Here is a 16,477-nt window from a genome sequence, read left to right on the forward strand (position 1 = left end):
TCATCGGTCTCCTGGTGATCACCCCGCCTCCGCTGATCCGTGTGCTGACCCGTGTGGGGCAGCACAACAGGGCGTACGCCCGCGAATCGGCACAGGGTGAGGGGGAAGTCCCGCATTCGCCACCCGGAGGTAGATGTGCCGCGTCAGCGCAGACCCGGGGGACGGGAGAGGCCGAGACTGCGCAGTGCGGCGGCCGCTCTCACCTCGCTGGTGGCGCTCGCCGCCACCGGGCTCGTCGCCGGGCCCGCCGTGGCGGCCACGCGCGACGCGGGACCCTGCGCCCTGCCCCGGACCGGGGCGCACCACTCCCTCGGCCTCGACACCTGGAACGGCGCCTACCCGCGCCCCGACCGGCACCTCGACGCGGTCATGGTCTTCCTGTCGTTCCCCGACTCCGAGCCCGTCGTCTCCCCCCGGGTTCTCGCCGCCGACTACTTCCCCTCCACCACCCGCTTCTTCCAGCGCGCCTCGTACGGCAAGTTCACCCTGCGCGCCCACCCGCAGCGGGGATGGACCGCGATGCCCCACCCCTCCACCTGGTACGGCATACAGCGCGACTGGGGCTCCGAGCGCCGCAGCGCCTACCTCCGCGACGCGATCAAGGCGGCCGACGAACAGACCGACTTCTCGGCGTACGACATCGTCTATCTCGTCGCCGACCCGGACGCCCCCGGTGTCGACTCCGACGCCACCAAGGTCGTCAACTTCGACCGCCCCGTACGCGCCGACGGCTCGGACATCAGGCGCGTGGTCACGGTCTTCGAGGAGCACCCACCGGACCGCAACGTCCTCGCGCACGAGACCGGGCACGTCTTCGACCTGGCGGACCTCTACCACCGCCCCGACGACGGGAAGGGCGACTGGGACACGTACGTCGGCGACTGGGACGTGATGGGCAGCCAGTTCGGACTCTCGCCGGACCTGTTCGGCTGGCACAAGTGGAAGCTGGGCTGGCTCGGCGGCAAGGAGGTCGTGTGCGTGCAGGGCGCCGCCGACCTCACCCTGGAGCCCATGGCCGAGGTGCCCGTGCCCGGCGGGTCCGTCGGGACCCGGCTCGCGGTCATCAGGACCGGGCCGGACAGCGCGCTGGCCATCGAGGCCCGCAGCGCCACGGGCAACGACCGGACGACGTGCACCGAGGGCGTGCTCGTCTACCGCATCCGCAACGCGACGCCGTCCGGCGGTGGGCCCGTCGAGGTGCTGGACACCCACCCCGACTCCGACGCCTGCTGGGACCGGTCGGTCTACCCGCCGCTCGCGGACGCCCCGCTCCGGGAGGGCGAGCGCTACACCGTGCCCGGCGAACGCGTCCGCATCGACGTCGCCGACCGGACCAGGTCAGGCGCCTGGACGGTCCGGGTCACCACCGGGACCTGACCCGCGCCGGCGGCACACGAAGAAGCCCCCTCGCTTCCACGAGGGGGCTTCCACTGTCTGTGCGCCGTCAGGGACTCGAACCCCGGACCCGCTGATTAAGAGTCAGCTGCTCTAACCAACTGAGCTAACGGCGCCTGCTGACGTCGTAGACATTAGCACCCGGATCGGCGGGAGGAAAAATCGAATATCCGGTGGTCGACGGGGCCGCCGACCTGCCCACCCGCACACAGGCCCACAGCAGCACGTCCGGGCCCGGGAGCCACGGGTTGCGGGTGTCGGGAGCGACCATCCAGCGGGGGCCGCCGGCGCCCCCGCCGCCGGTCAGGGGCGGGACCGTGACCGCGTCCCCGGTGCCGTGACAGAGCACCGGGGGCAGGGTGCCCTGGTGGCCCCGGGCGCCGTCGGCGGAGCCCGTGCCCCACTCCTCCCACGCCAGCAGGGACGGCAGCCGCTGAGCCGTGCCCGGGGAGGCGAACAGCAGCATCCGCCCCCGGTGCGTGGCGACCGGGCCCGACCCCGGACCCTCCGCCCAGAGGCGTTCCAGCATGCGCCTGCCGAAGAGCGCGGGCACGCTCACGACGTCGAAGGCGGAGCCGCACGGGAGCACGCCGGGGGAGGCGGGGTGCGCCTCCCACTGCGAGAGCGTGCTGCGGGGGTAGGGCGTCGCGCCCGCCAGCCAGGCGGCGCCGGACGCCGTGACCTGAGCGGCCCTGTCGTCGGCCCGGTGGTCGGCGCGGTCCCGCAGCAGGGCGAAGATGTCGACCCCGCGGTGCGGGGTGGCGGCGGTCCGCAGGGTCGTTTCGTCATTCAGCCATGCGCTCATGACGTCATGTCTACCGGGCGTGACGCTGCTGTTCCCCAGAGTTGCAGAAAGCCGGACAGGGCGGGCCCCGGCAGAGTATCTTGCCCGACGGCATATGCCACGGGTGTACCCGCGGTGACGGACGGTCGTGCGGTGAGGGGGCCCGGCGAGGTCAGGGCGCGGGGGTCTTCGCGAGGACCCGGATCAGGGCGCGGGGTCGTTCAGCAGGGACCGGCCGAACTCGATCATCTTCTTGGCGTAGTCCTCGGTCCACTCCGCGCGCTCGGCTATGTCCGCGGCCGTGAGCCGGTCGAACCGGCGCGGATCGGCGAGCTGGGCGGCGGCCACGGCCTGGAACTCCACGGCCCGGTCGGTCGCCGCCCGGAAGGCGAGCGTCAGCTCCGTCGCGCGGGCCAGCAGCTCCTTCGGGTCCTCCATCGACTCCAGGTCGAAGAAGTGCTCCGGATCGGCTGCCGCCTCCGACGGCTCGAAGAGCAGCGGCGCGGGGCGCAGCCTCTGCCGCTCGTTCCGCTCGGGTTGTGCCATGTGGTGTTCCTTCCTCGGACGGCCGGACGGCCACCTTCCATTGTCCAGCTCCGCGCAAGAGCGCTGCCCAGGATCAGGGCGTCCAATGCACGCGGTGCTCGGCGAGATGCGCCAGGACCGCGTGGTTCGCCTCCCAGCCGTCGGGGAACTTCACCGTCACGCCCAGCTGCACCGGCTCCGTCGACGGGTGCTCGTCCAGCAGGTCGGCCACCCCCGCACGGCACACCACCACGCACGCGTGACGGTGCCGGGAGGCCAGGACGCACAGCCGGCCCGTCTCCAGATGGAACGCCGTGGCGTCCGGCCGGCCCGACAGCGGGTGCAGGACCACCGTCACGTCGAACTCGCGGCCCTGGAGCCGGTTCGCCGTGTCCACCGCCACACCCGTCACCCCCAGCTCCGCGAGCGCCGCCCGCACCGCCGCGGCCTGGTCGCGGTGGGCCGTGCCGACCGCGACCCGCTCCGCCGTCACCGGGACCGGGTCCGGGCCGCGCTCGCTCGTTGCGGCGCCGCCCCGGTCCAGCAGCCTGCGCACCACCAGGGCCACCGCGCGGACCGCCTCCGGGTCCGTGCGCGGGGTGTGCCGGGCCGGGAGCTCCAGCAGCCCCCAGCCGGACTCCGCCGCCTCGTCCAGCACCCGGTCGGGGCCCGACCCGTCCGAGGACACGCCGAACGACAGCCGCCGGTCCCCGTGGCCCGTACCGCTGCGGAACGGTGTGTACGGGTAGAAGGCGTCCGAGACCAGCGGCGCCGCCGACGCGGGGAGCCGCCACGACACCGGCAGCCGGTGCTGGGGCAGCTCCGGATTGTGCGCGAGCAGCGTCGACACGGCGCTCGCCGACGGGTCGTACGACAGGCCCGCCCACTGGTCGGCGCCCACGATCGAGAACGGGTCCAGCTGGCCGGGATCCCCGACGAACAGCGCCCGCTCGAACAGCCCCGCCACCGCCAGCAGGGCGTCCGACCGCATCTGGTACGCCTCGTCGACGATCGCGTGCCCCCACGGCTCCACGTTCTTCACGTGGCCCCACTTCGCCGCCGTGGAGATGACGATGTCCAGCCCCGCCAGGTCCGCCGCCTTCGCGGACTTCCGTACGTTGTCCAGGCCGTCCAGGACCTTGTCGTACGGATCGGAGTCGCTGCTGTGCAGCCGGCCCAACGGCAGCTCCGGGGCCTTCTCGGCCAGCCGCACCACCAGGTCGTCGACCTGGGCGTTGGTCTGCGCGACCACCATCAGCGGGCGCCCCGCCGCCGCCAGCTCCAGCGCGGCCCGCACCACCAGCGTCGACTTCCCCGCGCCCGGCGGGGAGTCCACGACGACGCCGCGCGCCGTGCCGCGCAGGGTGTCGCCGAGGATCGCGTCGGTCGCCCGCGCCGCCGCGGCACCCGGGTCGAGAACGGCTGTCACAGGAGGTCCTCCGCGGTCACGGGGTCGGGCTGCTCGGCGGGTCCGGTGGAGCGGTCGGCGCCCGGCGGGCCGCCGTGGGTCCACGGGGTGTCCTCCGGGTCGGGCAGCTTCGGACCGCCCCGCTGGTCGTGCTCGAACAGGGTCCAGGCGATCCGGTCACCGGGCTCCGGCACCGATCCCGGCGCCGGCTCCTTGCTCCGGCCCATCCGGTCCGTGATCCGCAGGACCAGATCGACCGGGCTCCCCGGCTCGTCGGTGGGCCCGGCGGCCTCGGCGGCGTACCCGACGAACTCCGCCGTCTGCGGCTTGCCGCCCAGCGAGCGGTACACCTTGGTGCGCTCACCGAGATGCGGGCGCTCGCCGGTCCGCACCGTCACCAGGGGACGCGGCGAGGGCCGCTTCGACTCGCTGTACGCCATCTCGACCTCCGTCACCTCCCCGACGAACGCCTCCCCCGCCAGCCGGCGCCCCGCCAGCACCAGCGGATCGTCGAGCGCCTCCTGGGCGTCCAGCTGCGCCTGGGCCGTCTCCCGCGAGGCCAGCTTCTGCGCCGCCGTCACCGCGTCGTCCCGGCGGGGCTGCGGGGGCTCGCCCGCCCGCACCCGGTCCCGGTGCGCGGTGAACGACCAGCGGTCCCTGGTCCAGCGGTCCTCGGCCCTGGACCCCTCCGGCAGCTCCCGCAGCAGATCGAGCCCCCGCCACACGGCGTCCCAGGTCGGGAGCATCACCCCCGCGAGGAGTGACCTGATCTCCTGCTCCGCGGCGCTCAGCTCGCCGAGCCGGGTGTCCGCGTCGATGCCGTCCTCCGCCGCGGCCAGCGCCGTGCGCGCGCGGTCGTACCGCTCGATCGCGGGCGCCAGCAGCCGGTTGTCGAACGCCGGATCCGTCGCCGGACCGGCCGGAGGGCAGAGCAGCTGTCCCGCGTCGTTCCGCTGCAGCTCCGCCCGCAGCGCCGCCTCCGCCCCGGACTCACCGGCCGGCGGATCGACCCAGGCGAGCAGCGCGCCGAGATGCTGGTCCTCCAGGCTGCTCTGCCCCGTGGCCCAGTGGCGGTTCAGCAGATCCGTCGCCGCGAGCAGCAGCGAGGAGCCCGGCACCCTGGCCCGCTCCCCGTAGTGCGTCAGCCAGCGGCCCAGCAGCGGCACCCGAGCGGGAGCCGGGTAGGGCGTGTCCGGGTCGTCCTCGGCCGTGCGCCGGAACCGCATGGACCGCCCGAGCAGCCGTACGAAGTCGAGGCCCGCCCTGCTGGGCACGATCAGCTGCGCCGCGTCCGCGCACAGCTCGACCTCGACCTTCACCTTCTTGCCGGTCTCCGGATCGGTCTCCGCGCGCTCGGCCGGCTCGACCACATCGGCGTACGCCTCGATGTGCGGCAGCACCGCCTCGGCCAGCTCGGCGAGGAACGCGAACCGCAGATCGCGGTCGCGCGGCTGGGCCACGGCCAGCAGCCGGGGAGCCGCACGGTCCGTGCCCACGAGCGCGCCCAGCGGGGCGCCGGCTTCGCCGGCGGTCGTCAGCGGCACCACCACGAGCGGCCGGTCGGTCAGATGCCGGTGGCGGACGGTGGCCAGCGGCTGGGCCCGCCCGCTGTCGACCGCCTCCAGCCGGGCGAGGGTGCTGATCAGCGACACGGGACGCCGCCCTCCACCCCGGCCAGGGCCTCGGCGCGCAGAGCGGCGGCCCTGCGCAGCGCCGCCACCGTCGGGTCGTCCGGGTCGCCCTCCTTGCCGGCCGCGGCGGCCAGCACCCCGGCGACCGTCGTCAGGCCGCCGAGCTCACCCCGCACACTCCGGCCCAGCGACTCCACCGCGCCCTCGGCGCGGGCCTTGGCCCGGCAGTGGAAAGCCAGCTCGCACGCGGCGAGGCACTCGGGGGCGTATGCGGCGGGGACCGCCTCGACGGCGGTGCCCAGCTCCTCGGGGGAGCAGCCGGGGTCGAAGGTGGTGCCCTCGGGCAGGGCGGCCGCGATGTCCTCGACCCGGGTCAGCCTGGTCAGCTGGCGGCTGGTGACGGCGCGCTGCTTGCGGACGTCCACGATCGATGCGGTCGGCAGGTTGGAGAAGTCCTTCGGGCAGACCAGCAGGACCCGGTGCGCGACCTCGGCGCCCTCGGTCTTCGCGGCGACCCGCTCCAGCGCCAGGACGTAGACGGCGGACTGGCGGGCCGCCGCACCGACCTTCGCGGCGTCCGCCGAGCTGTCGATCATGGGGAAGGACTTGATCTCGACGACCGTCCAGGTGCCGTCGGGGTGCACCACCACGGCGTCGGGCTCCAGATAGGCGGGGGAGCCCGCGACCTCCAGGGCGAGCATCGGGTGGTCGAGCAGCGCCCAGCCGCCCGCCGCCGTGGCCTCGCGCAGCGCCAGCGCCGTACGCGCGGCGCGGCCCTCGGGGCCTGCCGCCGTCAGATCGGGGACCGTGGCCGCGACCGGTGCCTCGGTGTCGCCGCCGAGCCGCTCGACGAGGAGGCGCAGCAGCTCCGTGCCGCCGTCGGCCTTGACCTTCGCCTCGAAGGCGTTGCCCCGGACGAACGCGAACTGCGACTGGCCGAACGCGGCGGGGGAACCGAGCGCGGTGGCCAGCACGGCCTTGTCGACACCCGCGCCGTCGAGCAGGGCGCGCCGCTTGCATCCCGGGTTCGCGGCGAGCGCGGCCAGCGCGCGTGCGTCGAGCGGATGCGGCGCGACGGCGGGGCCGCGCAGCTCAGCGAGCCGCTGCCGGAGCGTCGTCGCTGGCTTCGGCTGCGGAGAGGGCGCGCGCGTCGCTGGAATCTGCGGAGGCGGTCCGCCGGCCGGGTATTCGCTCACCCGCGGAAGTCTTGCATCCGTCACTGACAATCGTGGATCTCGTGGGGGTACGGGATGCGGGCGCCTGGACGAACACCGCCCTCACCCGGTCCTTGACGAGGTCCGCGAGCCGCATGAACGGCCTGGTCAGCAGCGCGCCGACGGCCATCACGGCGGCCCCGGCCACGGCGTCGAGGAAATAGTGGTTCGCCGTGCCCATCACGACGAACACGGTGACCAGCGGATAGACGACGCCGGCCGTCCGGACGAGCGGGTGACGGCCGTGGCGCCACAGCAGGACACCGCACCACACCGCCCAGCCGACGTGCAGGCTCGGCATCGCCGCGTACTGGTTGGTCATCCCGCTGAGCCCGCGCGGGGCGCTCGCGCCGGCGCCCCACCACCCGTACGCGCTGTACTGCGCCATCGTGTCGACGAAACCGTGGTGGGCGTCGAGGAGCCGGGGCGGACAGGTCGGCATCAGCGTGAAGCCGACGAGGCCCAGGAGGGTGGAGGTCATCAGCCAGGTACGGGCCGCACGGTAGGCGGCGGAACGGCGCCGGAAGATCCAGACGAGGACGGCCGGGGTGACCAGGTAGTGCAGCGAGGCGTACGCGAAGTCGGCGGGTATGCCGAGGGAGGCGTGGGCGGTCAGCAGGCGGTTCAGCGGGTGCTCGGCGTTGAGGTGCAGCGCCTTCTCCAGGCGGAGGATCGCGAGGCCGTTGTCCACGGCCGCGGGTATGTTCTCGTGGACGAGCAGCCGGCCCATCGAGTACAGCCCGTACACCACCGCGATCAGCGGGAGCTCCGTCCACCAGCGGGGCCGGTGACCGGAGGACGGTGTCGCGGCGGTGGCGTGCGGCATCCGGCAGCTCTCCCCATGTTCATTCGGTCGACGGCGGGCGTTCAACCGTACGGTGGTCGTATGCCCTGATTCCCCTTGGGGGCCGTCCCACGCGGACATCCCTGGTCGTGCGGACCGGGAGGGCGCCGGGCAGGCGCCGGTCGTGCGAGGGGAGGGACGCCCACGGCGCCCCGCAGGTTGCCCGTGGAGCGGGTGGGAGATGATGGAGCGGGGCCCGTGCCCGCACCGGTCCCCGGCCGGTCGCCCGCGTCCGCCGCCCCGTCGCCGTCCCGGACACCGCCGTCCCGGACCCACCAGATCCTAGGGTCCCCGGATCTTCGGATCTTCGTATTTTCAGGGAGAGCCGTCATGGCACCGCGAATCCTGCTCGCCCGGCACGGCCAGACGCAGTGGTCCGTCCAGGGCAATCACACCGGCAGGACCGACATCCCCCTCCTCGACACCGGCCGGCAGGGCGCCAAGCTCCTCGGCGAACGGCTGCACCGGGAGCCCTGGGGCGGCCTGCCCGGCGTCGAGGTCCGGACCAGTCCGCTCGTGCGGGCCTCGGAGACCTGCGCGATCGCCGGGTTCGGTGAGCGGGCCGAGCCGTGGGACGCGCTGATGGAGTGGGACTACGGGGATTACGAGGGCCTGACCCCGGCGCAGATCAAGGCGGACCGGCCGGACTGGCTCATCTGGCGCGACGGGGTCCCCGGGGGCGAGAGCCTCGCCTCACTGGCGGCCCGGGCGGACGAGGTCGTCGAGTGGGCGCGGTCCGCCGACCGCGATGTGCTGGTCTTCGCGCACGGGCACATCCTGCGGGCGCTGGGGGCGCGGTGGCTGGGGGAGGACGTGTCGTTCGCCGCGCGGATCCGGCTGGAGCCGACGTCGCTGTCGGTGCTGGGGTGGGCGTACGGGATGCCTGCGCTGGAGCGGTGGAACGACACGGGGCACCTGGACCGGTAGCGCTTCCCCTGGCCTGGTCGTTCAGGTCGGCACATCCAGCCCGTCCGGGCTTGAACCGGCCGGTCGGTGGGGTCAGGGGGTCGGGGGGAGTTCCTCGTAGCGGGTCAGGAGGGACGTGACCTCCGGGCCTCCCCGCGGCCGCAGCACCCGCACCGCGCTCGCCAGCATCCCGCGGATCCGGGAGGACTGGACCCGGTCCAGCAGATCCAGCACCTGGTGACCCGCCGCCGCGGCCTCGTCGGCCGCGCCCGCCTGCGCCAGGTCCCCCGCGAGCTGCGCGCGGTACAGCGCGAGGTTCCGGGTGAAGTGCGGATCCTGCAGCCGGGTCGCCCGCCGCCCGTGCCGCGCCGCCCGCGGCCAGTCGCCCAGCGCCGACCAGCACTGCGCCTCCAGCAGCTCCAGCTCCGCCTCCCGGAAGAAGGTCATCCACTCCGGGTCCGCATCACCCGGCCCGCGCTCGAACGCCGTCTTCGCCCGCCCGATCGCCTGCTCGCACGCCGTACGGTCCCCGAGCCACGCCCTGGCCCCCGCCTCCCGCAGCGCCAGCAGGGCCATCAGCCGGGGCGAGCCGAGCGGCCGGGCCACCCGCTGTCCGGCCTCCGCCGCGCGCACCGCCTCCCGGGCGCGCCCCGTATCGCGGGCCAGGAACGACGCGTTGCAGAACGCGTGCGCTTCCAGCGCGGCGTCCCCCGCCAGCCGCGCCGTCGCGAGCGCCTCCGCGTAATGGGAGCGCGCGTCCTCGAAGCGCCCCGAGTCATGGGCCAGCCAGCCCACCGAGATCGCCAGCTCACCGGCTCCGGCGTGCAGCCGGTCCGCCGTGCTGCGCCGCGTCGCCGTCCCGGAGTCGAGCAGGGCGTACGCCGCGCGGAGCGGCTGGGAGGCGCGCCGGTAGAGGCCGTCCGCGCCGTGCCGGTCGTCCAGCAGCCGGATCTGGCGTACCGCCTCCTCGACGGCACTCACCTCGGCCTCGCCGACCCGGCGCTGCGCGGGGACGCCGAGCGGGCCCGCGGCGGCGCGGCCGCCCAGGCCCAGGGACGCGGCTGCCACCGTGGCGGTACCGCTGGTCATGAACACGCGACGCAGCACGTCGCTCTCCTCGTGGATCTCGCTGTCGAGCGCGGGGGGCGCGGTGGGCGGGGGTACGGATGCCGTGCGGACCCCCCGGCCGCGCACGCTCTCGCGGGCCGAGAAGCCCAGGTCCTCCAGGCTCAGCCCGGGGAACATGTGCAGGAACACCCGTTCGTACGCGTAGTTGGGGCAGCGGATCTCGCCGGACTCCACGCGTCCGATGTACCGGGCGTCGCACGCGACCTGTTCACCGATCTCGCGCGCGGCCCTGCGGACCGCGGCCGCGAACTCCCCGGCGGAGCGCTGTCCGCGCAGCCGTCGGAAGACGAGGTTGGGAACTGCCCGTGTCGACACCATGGCGGGGCCCTCTCTGGTGCAGCCGGGCTCCTGCTTCCGGTGTCCCGGCGGAGCAAGAACGTACCTGCTGTGACGAGTCGCACACGCAGCGTTTAGCAATAAAGCGGACATCTCGCCCGTGATCCGCCATGAACTGCCACCCTTTGCGGCGGCGTGCCGCCGTAGCCCTTGACGCCGTCGGCGCGTTGGTCCATGTGGAGACGGCGCGCGGCACCGTCTCGTCGAGACGAGAGGAGGGGTTCCCTTGCCTCATACGGACAGGGGCCCGGAGACCACACCGTGTGACCTGGTGACCGTCCCGGCACGTCAGGGCCTGGAGGCCGTGGACATCCTGCGCAGGGGATCGGACGACGAATCGGTCGGCCCGGTCCTGCACGACGGAGCCTGCGCCGTCCTCGGTTTCCTGGTGCCCCCGGGCACGGCGGAGGCGTGGGACGTGCCCGGCAGCGCCTGTACACGGACGGACGGCCGTGGGCTGCGCATCCCCGCCGAGCCGCCCGGCATCGGAGGCGGCTGGCTGCTGCCGCCCGTGGCCGAGACGCCGGTCACCGACCCGGCCGTCCTCCGGGCCGCCCTCGACCAGGCGGCCCGGCTCATCGAGGCGGCCGACAACTGCCGCTGAGGCCATAATGGCCAGGTGGGGCGGAGGGTCCGCCGCCGCCCGGCCACCCAGGTGACCGGCCGGAACCGGTGAGTGAGGACGAGCGCGCGTGGCACGTCGAGGAGCGGCCCGGGGCGCGAGCGACCGCAAGCGGTCCGAGCGCCGGCAGGAGCCCGTCTCCGCGACGGTGGACGGCGGCCTCGCCGAGCTCGTGCCGGACCGTGAGCGCCCGCGCGCGTGGACACTGCTGCTGGACGGCGCCCCGCAGTCGCACGTGGACCTGGACGATCCCTCGTACCTCTCGTTCGAGTACCAGCGCAGACTCGGCCATGTCATCGATCTCGCCGCGCCCGCCGGCCGGCCCCTCCAGGTGGTGCACCTCGGCGGCGGGGCCTTCACGCTCGCCCGCTACATCGCCGCGAGCCGCCCCCGCTCCACCCAGCAGATCGTGGAGATCGACGGCCCCCTCGTCCAACTGGTGCGGCGGGAGCTGCCCCTGGACCCGCAGGCACGGATACGGGTCCGCTCGGCGGACGCCCGCGCCGGGCTCGGAAAGATCCAGGACGGCTGGGCGGACCTCGTCATCGCCGATGTCTTCGGCGGGGCCCGTACCCCCGCACACCTCACCACCGCCGAATTCCTCACCGAGGTGCGCCGGGTGCTGAAGCCCGGCGGCCAGTACGCCGCCAACCTCGCCGACGGCCCGCCTCTCACGCACCTGCGCGGCCAGGTCGCCACGGCCGCCTCGCTCTTCCCCGAGCTGGCCCTGGCCGCCGATCCGACCGTCTGGCGGGGCCGCCGCTTCGGCAACGCGGTCCTGGTCGCCTCCGACCTGCCGATCGCGGTCGCCGACCTGACCCGGCGGGTCGCGAGCGACCCCCACCCCGGCCGCGTCGAACAGGGCCGCGCGCTCGCCGACTTCACGGGAGGCGCCGCCGTCGTCACCGACGCGGGCGCCACACCCTCACCGGCCCCGCCGCCCGACGCCTTCTCCTGAGGGCCGTCCCGGCTACTGGTCCACGACCTCCACGACCGGCGGATGGCCGTTCCAGGTGCAGAACACGGAGACCGTCGCCCCCGCCCCGTCGCTGAAGTCCACCCGGATCCACTCCGGGTTCGTCCACACCTGCATCGACCAGCCCGGTTCGGGTGTCGCCGAGACCAGCTTCGCCGAGGCGTCCGCCAGCTCCAGGACGACCCTGCCGCCGCGCGTCGGGTAACTCTTCACCTCGCCCGACGCGGGCGCGGGGGCCGAGGACTTCGCCGGGCTCCGGCTCGCGGACGGCGGGCGGGAGGACGGCTTCCGGGACGGGCTCGGTGACCGCGGCGCCGTGGTCCGGGACGCGGTGGGACTCGGCGAGGGCGAGGGCAGCGCGCGATGCGTCGAGGACGACACCGGTGCGTTCGTGGCCTGACCGCCGCGCGCGCCCACCGAGATGGGAACGGCACGCGGAGGGTCGTACGCCGTCCCCGACATGACCGTGTGCACGCCCCACCACGACAGGGTGACCGCCGCACCCGTGGCGAGCGACCACGCGATCGCGTGTACGAGTCCTCGTTGCATCGGGCACATCCTGCACCACCCGCCCCGGCCTTGTCCTGGAGGGGACCCCCACGACCTCACCCGCGATGGCGAGCGGGCTCCCGGCGCCCTGCGACTCCGCCTCCGGCGTTGTCGTCAGTCAACGACGCTCCGCGTCGCCTCCTTCCTCCGCCTTGGATCCGAAGCCCCAGGACGCCGCTCGCTGATCCACTCTCCATCGCGGGTGAGGTCGCTCCTCCGTATGGGCTACGGTGCGGCGCATGCCTAGTGTGCTCGTGGTCGAGGACGACCAGTTCGTACGTTCCGCCCTCATCCGGCACCTGACCGAGGCCTCGCACACCGTACGGAGTGTCGGCACGGCCCTCGAAGCGCTGCGCGAGGTCGCGCACTTCCGCTTCGACGTCGTCGTCCTCGATCTCGGACTGCCCGACCTCGACGGCGCCGAGGCGCTGAAGATGCTGCGCTCCATCACCGACGTACCCGTGATCATCGCGACCGCGCGGGACAACGAGGCCGAGATAGTCAGGCTGCTCAACGACGGCGCCGACGACTACCTGACCAAGCCGTTCTCGGTGGAGCACCTCTCCGCCCGCATGGCCGCCGTCCTGCGCCGCACCCGGGGCCCCGGAGCCCAGGCCCCGCCCCCGCGGGTCCTCCAGGTCGGCGGGCTCTCCATCGACCCGCTGCGCCGCCAGGCCGAACTGGACGGCGCCGCACTGGACCTGACCCGCCGCGAATTCGACCTGCTGGCCTTCCTCGCCGGGCGCCCCGGCGTCGTCGTCCCGCGCCGCGAACTGCTGGCCGAGGTCTGGAAGCAGTCCTACGGCGACGACCAGACCATCGACGTCCACCTCTCCTGGCTGCGCCGCAAACTGGGCGAGACGGCCGCCCGGCCGCGCTATCTGCACACCCTGCGCGGAGTCGGCGTGAAGCTCGAACCGCCGGCCGCGGGGCCGTCCGCATGAGATGGGCCCTGGTCAAGGTCTGCCTGGCCGTCACCGCCATGGTCGTGATCGCGTTCGCCGTCCCGCTCGGGCTCGTCATCAAGGAGATGGCCCGCGACCGCGCCTTCTCCGACGCCGAACGACAGGCGGCCACCATCGGCCCCACCCTCACCATCACCACCGACCGTGAGGAGCTGACCCGGGCCGTCCTGTCCACCGAACCCGGTGGCCGCGGGCGCCTCGCGGTGCACGTCCCCGCCGCCGAACAGGGCGGTGAGCGCCTGGAGATCGGCACGCGGCGCGCCACCCGGCAGGACCTGGAGACCGTACGGAAGTCGGGCCGCGCCTCCATCGCCGAGGTGCCCGGCGGCTCCGCGCTGCTCCAGCCCACCGCGCTCGGCTCCGGAGGCATCGCCGTCGTCGAGGTGTTCGTGCCCGAGAACGAGGTCTCCAACGGCGTCGGCACGGCCTGGCTGGTGCTCGCCGGCGTCGGCGTCGCGCTGATCGTCGGCTCGGTGGCCGTGGCCGACCGGCTCGGCGTACGGATGGTGCAGCCCGCGCAGCGGCTCGCCGGCGCCGCCCAGGACCTGGGGGAGGGCCGGCTCGGCACCCGGGTGCCCGAGGAGGGCCCCACCGAGCTGCGCTCCGCCGCGGTCGCCTTCAACTCCATGGCCGACCAGGTCGTGCAACTCCTGGCCAACGAACGCGAACTGGCCGCCGACCTCTCGCACCGGCTGCGCACCCCGCTGACCGTGCTCCGGCTCAACGCCGCCTCGCTGGGCGAGGGCCCGGCCGCCGAGCAGACCAGAGCCGCGGTCGAGCAGCTGGAGCACGAGGTCGACACGATCATCCGTACGGCCCGGGAGCAGCGCCCGCAGACCCAGGGCGGGCAGCCGGGCCCCGGCGCCGGGTGCGACGCCTCCGAGGTCATCCGGGAGCGCATGGGGTTCTGGTCGGCGCTGGCCGAGGACGAGGGGCGCACCGTCCGGCTGGCGGGCGTGGACCGCACCGTACGGATCCCGGTGGCACGGCCCGAACTGGCGGCCGCCCTGGACGCGTTGCTCGGCAACGTCTTCCGGCACACCCCGGAGGGCACCGCCTTCGCCGTCGACGTGCACCACAGCGGCGACGCGGTGATCGTGCTGGTCTCCGACGCCGGGCCCGGCATACCCGATCCGGAATCCGCCCTGGCCAGGGGCGCCAGCGGCCGCAACGGCGCGGGGAGCGAGGTCGGTTCGACCGGGCTCGGCCTCGACATCGTCCGCAGGGTCGCCGAATCTACCGGTGGTGACCTGCGGATCGGCCGGTCGGTGCTGGGAGGCACGGAGGTGCGCATCTGGATAGGGCTGGACGGGGGCCGGGCGGAGCGCGCGCGCCGGGGGCACCGGGTGGGACGCCGTAACGGAAGGCGGGGACCACGCGGAGTGAGGGGCCGGAACGCAGAGTTCCGTGGCACCCCGGGCTCCGGCCCCCATCTTTAACCGGCACCGATGCCCTCCTTAAGCGAACCCTAAGAACATCAACTCGGGTCCCATGAGCACCGTTTGTCCGGATCGAGGCGGCTAGCGTGCAGACGCAATCACCCCCCGGCAGGACAGAGGCAGGCACGCGATGGGCATCAGTACGCACCGCCGCACCACGAGCACCCGCACGAAGGCGATCGGCGCGGTCGTCGCGGCGGCGGTCGTGGGCGGCACGGTCTTCGCGCTCACCGGCACGGCACAGGCCGCGGCCGTCGGCGCCACGTACACGAGGGCCAGCGCCTGGACCGGCGGCTACACCGGGCAGTACGTCGTGTCCAACGACACCGGGACCGCGCAGTCGGGCTGGACGCTCGAATTCGACCTGCCCGCCGGTACGAAGATCGACTCGCTCTGGAACGGCGAGCACACCGTCAGCGGCAACCACGTCACCGTGAAGCCCGCGAGCTGGAACAAGGAGATCGCCCCCGGCGGATCCGTGACGGTCGGCTTCGTCACCACCTCCGCGTCGGCCGCCGCCGATCCGGAGGGCTGCCTGATCAACGACGCCGCCTGCTCCGCGGACGGCGGCACGACCCCGGAGCCGAGCGGGCGCCCGACCGGAACCCCGACGCCCACGGCGAGCCCGGAACCCACGTCGACGCCGACCGAGGACGTGACCCCCGCGCCGACCACCACGGCCGAGCCGACGAGCGCCCCGGGGACGCCCGGAGGCACGGCCGGAGGGGCCGGCTTCGCCCCGTACGTCGACACGTCGCTCCACCCCGCCTACGACCTCCTGGGCGCCGCGTCCGCGACGGGCGTCAAGGAGTTCAACCTGGCGTTCATCACCTCGGGAGGCAGCTGCACCCCCCTCTGGGGCGGGGTCACCGGGCTCGGCGACGACCAGGTGGCCGCCCAGATCGGCGCGCTGCGGGCCGAGGGCGGCGACGTACGCGTCTCCTTCGGCGGCGCGGCCGGTGCCGAGCTGGCGCTGCACTGCTCCTCGGCCGACGAGCTCGCCGCGGCGTACGGCAAGGTCATCGACACGTACGAGCTGACCAAGGTCGACTTCGACATCGAGGGCGGGGCGCTGCCCGACACCGCCGCCAACTCCCGCCGCTCGCAGGCCATCGCCCAGCTCCAGAAGTCGCACCCCGGGCTCGACGTGTCCTTCACGCTGCCCGTGATGCCCGAGGGGCTGACCCAGGCGGGCGTGGACCTGATCGCGGACGCGAAGAAGAACGGCGTCACGACCGACGCGGTCAACATCATGGCGATGGACTACGGGGCCTCGTACAGCGGGGACATGGGCGACTACGCCACCCAGGCGGCCACCGCCACCCAGGCCCAGATCAAGGGCGTACTCGGACTCTCCGACGCGGAGGCCTGGAAGGCCGTCGCGGTCACCCCGATGATCGGGGTGAACGACGTCGCCACCGAGATCTTCACCGTCGAGGACGCCACGCAACTGGTGAAGTTCGCCCAGGAGAAGGGCATCGGCCGGCTGGCGATGTGGTCGGGCACCCGGGACGTGCAGTGCGCGGGCGGCGAGAAGCCGACCGCGGACGCGACCTGCAGCTCGATCCTCCAGGAGCCGCTGGCCTTCACCAAGGCGTTCGGCGCCTTCGGGTAGGGCCTCTCGTTTGGATCTTGCCGGGCTCGCGGGGTCTGGCATGCACATCTGCGGCGTTGTCGTCAATCAACAACGCTCCGCGTTGCCTCAATCCTCCGCCTTGCAGCTGCACGCACCAGACCCCGCTCCCTGATCCGGCC

At 73.9% G+C, this 16,477-nt stretch carries 15 protein-coding genes and 1 tRNA gene; 7 read left to right on the plus strand and 9 right to left on the minus strand.

Annotated features, from left to right (window positions below):
• The first annotated feature begins 135 nt into the window (after positions 1-135).
• Complete coding sequence (locus ACZ607_RS30230; protein WP_469739908.1) at positions 136-1,377, plus strand: M6 family metalloprotease domain-containing protein; 1,242 nt, start codon at positions 136-138, stop codon at positions 1,375-1,377.
• Positions 1,378-1,437: 60 nt separating this feature from the next.
• Here ACZ607_RS30230 and ACZ607_RS30235 read toward each other — a convergent pair.
• The 7 genes from ACZ607_RS30235 to ACZ607_RS30265 all read right to left on the minus strand — a co-directional run bounded on the left by ACZ607_RS30235 (position 1,438) and on the right by ACZ607_RS30265 (position 7,783).
• A tRNA-Lys gene (locus ACZ607_RS30235) sits at positions 1,438-1,511 on the minus strand.
• Positions 1,502-2,200 carry a bifunctional DNA primase/polymerase gene (locus ACZ607_RS30240; RefSeq protein WP_469739910.1) on the minus strand — a complete coding sequence of 233 codons (699 nt, stop codon included), beginning with the start codon at positions 2,198-2,200 and terminating at the stop codon, positions 1,502-1,504. The genes ACZ607_RS30235 and ACZ607_RS30240 overlap by 10 nt, the downstream gene beginning before the upstream one ends.
• A gap of 183 nt (positions 2,201-2,383) precedes the next feature.
• Positions 2,384-2,725, minus strand: coding sequence for a hypothetical protein (locus tag ACZ607_RS30245; RefSeq protein ID WP_403990118.1), 342 nt, complete (start codon positions 2,723-2,725; stop codon positions 2,384-2,386).
• A 73-nt stretch (positions 2,726-2,798) separates the two neighbouring features.
• On the minus strand, positions 2,799-4,133 hold the full coding sequence (locus tag ACZ607_RS30250) for an AAA domain-containing protein (protein ID WP_469739913.1): 1,335 nt from the start codon (positions 4,131-4,133) through the stop codon (positions 2,799-2,801).
• Entirely contained in the window at positions 4,130-5,764 is a 1,635-nt protein-coding gene (locus ACZ607_RS30255) for a hypothetical protein (protein ID WP_469739915.1), read from the minus strand. The genes ACZ607_RS30250 and ACZ607_RS30255 overlap by 4 nt, the downstream gene beginning before the upstream one ends.
• A complete protein-coding gene (locus ACZ607_RS30260) occupies positions 5,755-6,939 on the minus strand; it encodes a hypothetical protein (RefSeq protein WP_469739917.1) in 1,185 nt (394 codons plus the stop codon). Before ACZ607_RS30260 ends, ACZ607_RS30255 begins: the two co-directional genes overlap by 10 nt.
• Positions 6,836-7,783, minus strand: a complete 948-nt coding sequence (locus ACZ607_RS30265; RefSeq protein ID WP_469739919.1) for a phosphatase PAP2 family protein — start codon at positions 7,781-7,783, stop codon at positions 6,836-6,838. Before ACZ607_RS30265 ends, ACZ607_RS30260 begins: the two co-directional genes overlap by 104 nt.
• A 348-nt stretch (positions 7,784-8,131) precedes the next feature.
• Between ACZ607_RS30265 and ACZ607_RS30270 the strand changes: the two genes are divergently transcribed.
• Positions 8,132-8,728: a histidine phosphatase family protein gene (locus ACZ607_RS30270; RefSeq protein ID WP_469739921.1), complete on the plus strand. Its 597-nt coding sequence runs from the start codon at positions 8,132-8,134 to the stop codon at positions 8,726-8,728.
• A 72-nt stretch (positions 8,729-8,800) separates the two neighbouring features.
• Here ACZ607_RS30270 and ACZ607_RS30275 read toward each other — a convergent pair whose 3' ends face one another.
• On the minus strand, positions 8,801-10,153 hold the full coding sequence (locus ACZ607_RS30275; protein ID WP_469739923.1) for a tetratricopeptide repeat protein: 1,353 nt from the start codon (positions 10,151-10,153) through the stop codon (positions 8,801-8,803).
• A 244-nt stretch (positions 10,154-10,397) separates the two neighbouring features.
• Here ACZ607_RS30275 and ACZ607_RS30280 point away from each other — a divergent pair, with 244 nt between their 5' ends.
• Both ACZ607_RS30280 and ACZ607_RS30285 read left to right on the plus strand, forming a co-directional pair.
• The gene (locus ACZ607_RS30280) at positions 10,398-10,775 is read left to right on the plus strand and encodes a hypothetical protein (protein WP_469739924.1); all 378 of its coding nucleotides are present in this window, start codon (positions 10,398-10,400) and stop codon (positions 10,773-10,775) included.
• Positions 10,776-10,863: 88 nt separating this feature from the next.
• A complete protein-coding gene (locus ACZ607_RS30285; RefSeq protein WP_469739926.1) occupies positions 10,864-11,751 on the plus strand; it encodes a spermidine synthase in 888 nt (295 codons plus the stop codon).
• Between the two features lie 12 nt (positions 11,752-11,763).
• On the opposite strand, the gene ACZ607_RS30290 is transcribed toward ACZ607_RS30285, so the two are convergent.
• On the minus strand, positions 11,764-12,318 hold the full coding sequence (locus ACZ607_RS30290; protein ID WP_469739927.1) for a hypothetical protein: 555 nt from the start codon (positions 12,316-12,318) through the stop codon (positions 11,764-11,766).
• A 239-nt stretch (positions 12,319-12,557) separates the two neighbouring features.
• On the opposite strand from ACZ607_RS30290, the gene ACZ607_RS30295 reads away from it, so the two are divergent.
• From ACZ607_RS30295 to ACZ607_RS30305, 3 genes are all read left to right on the plus strand, one after another.
• Positions 12,558-13,262 (plus strand): response regulator transcription factor, encoded by a 705-nt coding sequence (locus ACZ607_RS30295; RefSeq protein WP_099172762.1) that lies wholly within the window; start codon positions 12,558-12,560, stop codon positions 13,260-13,262.
• Complete coding sequence (locus tag ACZ607_RS30300) at positions 13,259-14,722, plus strand: sensor histidine kinase (RefSeq protein WP_469739930.1); 1,464 nt, start codon at positions 13,259-13,261, stop codon at positions 14,720-14,722. The genes ACZ607_RS30295 and ACZ607_RS30300 overlap by 4 nt, the downstream gene beginning before the upstream one ends.
• A 130-nt stretch (positions 14,723-14,852) precedes the next feature.
• Complete coding sequence (locus ACZ607_RS30305) at positions 14,853-16,337, plus strand: cellulose binding domain-containing protein (RefSeq protein ID WP_469739932.1); 1,485 nt, start codon at positions 14,853-14,855, stop codon at positions 16,335-16,337.
• The last annotated feature ends 140 nt before the right edge of the window (positions 16,338-16,477 follow it).

Source organism: Streptomyces sp. NPDC104381 (genome assembly GCF_055583745.1).